Annotated in this window: 6 protein-coding genes; 3 read left to right on the forward strand and 3 right to left on the reverse strand. The window is 64.7% G+C overall.

Features of this window, described 5'->3' with window-relative positions; translation table 11 throughout:
- Window positions 1-116 precede the first annotated feature (116 nt).
- From mutM to QMX78_RS19455, 3 genes are all read right to left on the reverse strand, one after another.
- On the reverse strand, window positions 117-929 hold the full coding sequence (mutM, locus tag QMX78_RS19445) for a bifunctional DNA-formamidopyrimidine glycosylase/DNA-(apurinic or apyrimidinic site) lyase (protein ID WP_282272673.1): 813 nt from the start codon (window positions 927-929) through the stop codon (window positions 117-119).
- Between the two features lie 178 nt (window positions 930-1,107).
- Window positions 1,108-1,437 carry a hypothetical protein gene (locus QMX78_RS19450; protein WP_282272676.1) on the reverse strand — a complete coding sequence of 110 codons (330 nt, stop codon included), beginning with the start codon at window positions 1,435-1,437 and terminating at the stop codon, window positions 1,108-1,110.
- Window positions 1,434-2,636, reverse strand: a complete 1,203-nt coding sequence (locus tag QMX78_RS19455; RefSeq protein ID WP_282272678.1) for a fatty acid desaturase — start codon at window positions 2,634-2,636, stop codon at window positions 1,434-1,436. Before QMX78_RS19455 ends, QMX78_RS19450 begins: the two co-directional genes overlap by 4 nt.
- Window positions 2,637-2,762: 126 nt before the next feature.
- Between QMX78_RS19455 and QMX78_RS19460 the strand changes: the two genes are divergently transcribed.
- The 3 genes from QMX78_RS19460 (at window position 2,763) to QMX78_RS19470 (ending at window position 6,102) form a co-directional block, all read left to right on the forward strand.
- A complete protein-coding gene (locus QMX78_RS19460; RefSeq protein WP_282272680.1) occupies window positions 2,763-3,587 on the forward strand; it encodes an ATP-binding cassette domain-containing protein in 825 nt (274 codons plus the stop codon).
- A gap of 168 nt (window positions 3,588-3,755) precedes the next feature.
- Entirely contained in the window at window positions 3,756-4,595 is an 840-nt protein-coding gene (locus QMX78_RS19465) for a phosphatase PAP2 family protein (RefSeq protein ID WP_282272682.1), read from the forward strand.
- 307 nt (window positions 4,596-4,902) lie between these two features.
- Window positions 4,903-6,102: a glycoside hydrolase family 18 protein gene (locus QMX78_RS19470; RefSeq protein WP_282272684.1), complete on the forward strand. Its 1,200-nt coding sequence runs from the start codon at window positions 4,903-4,905 to the stop codon at window positions 6,100-6,102.
- Window positions 6,103-6,309: the final 207 nt, after the last annotated feature.

A 6,309-nucleotide genomic window follows, 5' to 3' on the forward strand; every position in this document is an offset into this window, starting at 1 on the left:
ATGCTCGGCAGAGGCCTTACCGGTAGAGCTCCTGCCGAGCATAGCTCGGCACTACAGGTGGGGCTTTACCGGGAAGGCTCCTGCCGAGCATGGCTCGGCACTACCGTTGCTCCGCCTCAGCGCTGGCAATTCCCGCACCACACCGTTGCCCGCTGGCCAATGCTGGCATAACGCAGTGCGCGCCCGCATTGTTTGCAGTTCTCGCCTTCGCGCCCATACACCAGCAGCTCCTGCTCGAAGTAACCCGGTGCGCCATCGGGACTGATGAAGTCGCGCAGGGTGGTGCCGCCCCGGGTGATCGCATGCCCCAGGATTTCCTTCACCGCATCGGCAAGCCGCTGGTAGCGCGCCCGCGTTACCTTGCCGGCCTCGCGCAGGGGATTGATGCCGGCCATGAACAGGCTTTCCGCCGCATAGATATTGCCGACGCCGACGACGATGCCCTGGTCCATCAGGAAGGTCTTGATCGGCGCCTTGCGGCCACGGCTGCGCTGGAACAGATAATCGCCGTCGAACTCATCCTCCAGCGGTTCCGGACCGAGTCCAGCCAGCAGCTCGTGCGTTTCACCTGCAGGCTGCCACAACAGGCAGCCAAACCGACGTGGATCGTTGAAGCGCAGCAGGCGGCCGTCTTCCAGGCTGATATCGACATGGTCGTGCGCGCGCACCGGGGTGTCACCGGGCAACACGCGCAGGCTGCCGGACATGCCCAGGTGCAACACCGCACTTCCCGCTTCGGTATCCAGCAGCAGGTATTTGGCGCGGCGACGGATCGCCTCGATGCGCTTGCCCGGTAGCTGCTGTTCGATCTCGGCGGGAATCGGCCAGCGCAGGTCCGGCCTGCGCAGGATCACACCGTGGATGCGGCGGTCTACCAGATGTGGTTCCAGGCCGCGCCGGGTGGTCTCTACTTCGGGTAGTTCTGGCATGCGGGCCTCAATGCGACTGTGTTTGATTGTGCTTGTGGGAACGGCGTGAGCCGTGAAGCTGGTGGTGGTGAATAGCGGGGTGGTATCGATTGCAATGCGCTATCGGCTTCGGTTGGATTGGTGGCTTCGCGGCTTACGCCGCTCCCACATCCATATCCCGCATTTCATGGACTGCCGGTCAGCGCGGTGGCGCCATCAGCTCGCGGGCGCTGAGGTAGCCGTCGCCGTTGGCATCCTGGCGGGCGAAGCGGGCCAGGATCACCTGCCGCTGTTCTTCGCGGGTAATCGGTTTGCCACGCCCGCCCGGCTGCTCGTCCGGCTGCAGGACGCCATCGCCATTGCGGTCCATCTTGTCGAAGGCGTACAGCATCCACTGCAGGTATTCGTCCGGACTGACGCGGCCATCGCCATCGCTGTCCATGCGCTGCAGGTAGGCGTTGGTGTCCTGTACCTGGGCGATCGCAGGCAAGGAAGCACCAAGCAGGAGAAGGAGGGCAATGGTCTTCATGCGGCGCTGAGCGAATAGCCCTTCAGACGTGCTGCATACGCCTGCAATGCCGCGCTGCCGCTGGCCTCGGCGTCCTGGCACCACTGCTGCAGTTGGCGCAGGCGTTCGGCGGCGTCATGGCTGCGGGCTTCCAACAGCGCCGACAGGCGCGTCCGATGCTCGACCAACAGCTGGATGCGCGGGCGCTGCTGCACCCAACTCTGCAGCTGCGCGCGGCAATCGGGTTTGAGCCAGCGACCATCATTGACCAGACCCTTGCGCATACGCCGCGGCAACAGCTTGCGCAACTTGGCACCTGCTGCTGCAGCCTCTTCCTTCAAAGCCGGTGCGAATACATTGCGCTGGTAATCGGTCATCGCCTGGAAGCGATGCGACAACAATGCCTTCAAGGTATCGGCATCGGGCACGGCGATGTTCGGACGGATGTCCATCGTCGGTGCCACCCGCAGCACCTTGGCCAGGCGCAGGAACTGCAGCAGGCGGATCGCCTGCCAACCGATGTCGAACTCCCAGCGCCGCATCGAGAAGCGTGCCGAGCTTGGGAAGGCGTGATGGTTGTTATGCAGTTCTTCGCCGCCGATCCAGAACGCCCACGGGGTGAGGTTGGTCGATGTGTCGGCCGATTCGAAATTGCGATACCCCCACCAATGGCCAAGGCCGTTGACCACGCCTGCCGCCCAGAACGGAATCCACGCCATCTGGATCGCCCACAAGGCGATGCCGGGCAGGCCGAACAACACGGCGTTGATCACGAACAGCAGGATCGGGCCGAGGTTGGCATGCGGGGTATAGAGCCTGCGCTCGATCCAGTCCTCTGGCGCACCGCGCCCGTACTGCTCGATGTCGCCACGCAACGTGCGTGCCTCGCGGTACAGCTCCACGCCGCGCCAGAACACGGTGCGTATGCCCTTGGTGACCGGGCTGTGCGGGTCCTCCTCGGTCTCCACCTTGGCGTGGTGCTTGCGATGGATGGCCACCCACTCGCGGGTGATCATCGAGGTGGTCAGCCACACCCAGAAGCGGAAGAAGTGCGACACCAGCGGATGGAAATCGACGCCGCGATGGGCCTGGCTGCGGTGCAGGTACAAGGTGACCGCGAAGATGGTGAGCTGGGTGAACACCAGCAGCACCGCCAGCATGCCCCACCAGCCCAGGCCGACGATGCCACCGGTAAGGAAAACGAGCAGGGCGTCGGACATCACGAATACTCCAGGCAGTCGGTGCCAGATGAAACAACTGCTACACATCATGGGGGCTGTCGGCGCAAACTTCATCCACCGGCGGCAGGTCCGTTGGTCGAATCCTCAGCTGCCACCTACTCCTGAATGTCCATTGCACCCGCCGCCGAAGCGGCCCCCCTGATCGAACTGGACCATGCCTGCGTCATCCGCGGCCAGGTCCGCGTGCTGCACGAACTGAACCTGCGCATCGAGCAGGGCCAGCACACCGCCATCCTCGGGCCGAACGGCTGCGGCAAGTCTTCATTCATCAAGCTGATCACCCGCGAGCTTTATCCCTTGGCGCGCGCCGACGGCCACGTGCCGGTCAAGGTGATGGGCCAGACCCGCTGGCAGGTGGACCGGCTGCGGGCGCAACTGGGCATCGTCACCGGCGACCTGTCCAGCAACCTGTCCAGCATGCCCGGGCTGACCGTCGAGGAAGCGGTGATCGCCGGCTTCTTCGCCAGTTACGTGGTACCTGCGCACCGCGATGTCACCGACGCCATGCGCCAGCGCGCGCGGCACGCGCTGGAACAGGCCCGCGCCCTGCCCTTGCTGGGCCGCAGCTATGCCGAGCTGTCTGCCGGTGAAACCCGCCGGGTGCTGATCGCGCGTGCGCTGGTCAATCAACCCAAGGCCTTGCTGCTGGACGAGCCGTCCACCGGCCTGGACCTGATCTCGCGCCAGCATCTCGTCGACAGCATGCGCAACCTCACCCAGCAGGGCATCACCCTGGTGCTGGTGACCCACCACATCGAGGAAGTGATCCCGGAGATCAAGCGCGTCGTGCTGATGAAGGGTGGCCGCATCTTTGCTGACGGCAGCCGTACCGAGCTGCTGCGCTCAGGTCCGCTGTCGGAGGTGTTCGGCGGGCCGATCGAGGTGCGCGAGGATGATGGGCGGATGTCGGCCTGGGTCGGCGGTTTGTAGTTTTCCGAGCGAAGAGCCCCCCTCCCCAACCCTCCCCCGCGCTACGCACAAGGGAGGGAGCAAGGCCCCCTCCCCAGCCCTCCCCTTGCCTTCGGCAAAGGGAGGGGGCAGAGCGCGGCCGTTGGTGAGATGATGCCGCTCCGCTCCTGTAATCCCCTTGTCGTCGCAATGTCATTTCCCGTTTCCCCGCTGCGCCTTGGCGCCGCCCTTGCGCTGGTCGCCGCACTCAGCGCCTGCTCCAGCACTCCGACCCGTCCTTCCGCATCCGGCGAAGACGCCAGCACCAAGGTCACCGGCTATCTGATCGGCAGCGCCATCCCCGACAGCCTTGCCCTTAGCCCAACACCGCCCGCCCCCGGCTCGGCATCGGCACAGCTGGATGAGGCCGTCGCCAGCCAGGCCCTGACCATGCGCGGCAGCGCCCGCTTCGTCCAGGCGCATACCGATGCCGACCTGAGCTTCCCGGCCGGCGCCGACCAGTTCAGCTGCGCGCTGGGCGTGGCGGTCACCGCCAAGACCACGCCGGTGCTGTACCGCCTGCTGGAACGCAGCCGCATCGACGCCAGCGCCGCCACCAAGGCAGCAAAGACGCACTACCAGCGGCCACGCCCGTTCATGGTCAACAACGCACCGACCTGTACGCCCGACGATGAGGAAGGCCTGCGCAAGAGTGGTTCCTACCCGTCCGGCCACACGTCGATCGGCTGGGCCTGGGGCTTGATCCTGTCGGAAATTGATCCCGAGCATGCCACTGCCCTGATCGAGCGCGGCCGCAACTACGGCCACAGCCGTCTGGTCTGCAACGTGCATTGGTATAGCGACGTGCAGCAGGGCCAGTTCATGGGTGCGGCTACGGTCGCGCGCTTGCACGACAACCCGGCGTTTGTCGCCGATCTGGCCAAGGCACGCGAAGAGCTTGCCCATGCACGCACGCTCAAGCAACCGCTGCCGCGCGACTGCGCCGCAGAGACCGCAGCATTGACCTCGGACATTCCCGAAGCCCGCTGAGCAGTACTACCTGTAGTGCCGAGCCATGCTCGGCATCGCGGTCCTGGCAATCCGCTTTTGTAGGACCGGCATCAGCCGCGAAGCTGGCATTGCTTCAATCGCAGGCATATCGGCAATCTGGCTGACCATCAGCTTCGCGGCTGACGCCGCTCCTACAAGGCCTTCGGCAGGCTTACCGGTAACGCCCCAGCCGAGCGTGGCTCGGCTCTACAGTGATCGGGATCGCGATGGTTTCCGACGTCACCGCCTGCTACTGCCGTGCGCGTCTACGGTTACAGTCCGGGGTCCTCTCATTACGGGACCTCCCATGCCTGTATTCCTTCGCAGCCCACGTCTGCATGCGCTATTGCTCACCGCGTTGCTGCCCTTCGCTGTGCAGGCACAGACGCCACGCCTGATCGGCTATGTGATGGACAGCCCCGAGCCGTTGCAATTGTCGGCGCAGAAACTCGATGTGGTGAACTTCGCCTTCGCCGTGGTTCGCCTCGACGGCACCGTCTACCTGCCCGAGAACGTCGATCCGGCACGCCTGCATGCGGTGGTCGCCAAGCGCGCCGACAACCCGTCATTGCAGATCGTGCTGTCGATTGGCGGCTGGGGTGCCGGCAACTTCTCCGAGGCCGCCGCCACTGCACCGGCACGCGCACGTTTCATCGACAGCAGCGTCGCGCTGATGCACCAGTTCAAGCTCGATGGCCTGGACGTCGACTGGGAATACCCCACGCTCGGTGATGCCGACATCAGCCACAGCCCGGATGATCGCCACAACTTCACCGTGCTGCTGGAAGAACTGCGCGCGCGCCTGGACCGCGAAGGCAACAGCAAGCGTCATTACCTGCTGACCATCGCCGCCGCCGAAGGCCACGCAGCCGAAGGCCTGGAGCTGCCGCGCATCGCCGAGTCGTTGGATTGGATCAACCTGATGACCTACGACTTCTATGGCAGCCTGACCAAGACCACCGGGCATCACTCTGGGCTTGCGCGCTCATCGCTGGCTACGCCGCAGGGCCGCACTACCGTGGATGCGGTGAAGTACTTCCTCGATGCGGGGGTGCCTGCTGCCAAGATCAATGTCGGCGTGCCCTTCTATGGCCGCACCTTTGGTGATGTCGGCACGGACAACAACGGTCGCTTCCAGAAGTTCACCAAGGAAGGTGGCTTCATCACCTGGCGTGACATCGTCCACACCCGCCTCAATGCGCCGGACTGGCAGCGGCTTTGGGATGACGAGGCGCAGGTGCCGTGGCTGTGGAATGCCAAGGAGCGACGCATGATCAGTTATGACGATCCGCAATCGCTGCTTATCAAGGCCAACTACGTGAAGCAGCAGGGCCTGGGCGGCATCATGTATTGGGAGCAGCGTGGTGATGACAACGAGCAGTTGCTTGATGTGTTGCATGAGGCGCTGCGCGCTGACCCGGTAGTGCCGAGCCATGCTCGGCAGACGGCTTCCCCGCAAAAGCTGCCCTCACCCCAACCCCTCTCCCGCATGCGGGAGAAGGGCTAGATTGGCCGCGCACTGCAGCGCCAGGTAGTGCCGAGCCATGCTCGGCAGGAGCTTCACCGGTAATGCCCCAACCGTAGTGCCGAGCCATGCTCGGCAGAGACTTCACCGCCCCCCATTTGTGGGAGCGGCGTAAGCCGCGAAGCCTGCATCGCTTCAATCGCAAGCACTACCGCAGTCTGGTCGGCTATCGGCTTCGCGGCTTACGCC

The sequence above is a fragment of the Stenotrophomonas sp. PS02298 genome (genome assembly GCF_029959445.1).
GTDB lineage: Bacteria > Pseudomonadota > Gammaproteobacteria > Xanthomonadales > Xanthomonadaceae > Stenotrophomonas.